Annotated in this window: 1 protein-coding gene; it reads left to right on the top strand. The window is 52.6% G+C overall.

What is annotated here, in order from left to right:
- Positions 1-52: 52 nt before the first annotated feature.
- Positions 53-253: hypothetical protein (locus IV91_RS18605; RefSeq protein WP_160171593.1), on the top strand; the 201-nt coding region annotated here is incomplete at its 3' end.

The raw sequence follows: 253 nt of genomic DNA, 5'->3' as shown, positions 1-253 counted from the left end.
CTCTGACGGCAAAGTTTCGCCCGAAGTTCAGGCAATCATGAGCAGCATGCTCATGATTGTCGAACTTATCCTTGCCATTTTTTTGGAGCGCACCACCAAGAAGAATAGCGCTAACTCCAGCATTCCTCCCTCGCAAACCGACAAGGACAATTCGTCGCTCACCGATCCGGGCAGCAAGGGCAAAGGTAAGAAGGCCGACGGTGAAACGGTGAAGAATCGGCGCACAATCGAAACACTGACCATCGTACCGGTC

It is taken from the genome of Ferrovum myxofaciens, from assembly GCF_000735045.1.
Lineage (GTDB): Bacteria > Pseudomonadota > Gammaproteobacteria > Burkholderiales > Ferrovaceae > Ferrovum > Ferrovum myxofaciens.
This window is presented reverse-complemented; position numbering and strand designations above follow the sequence as displayed.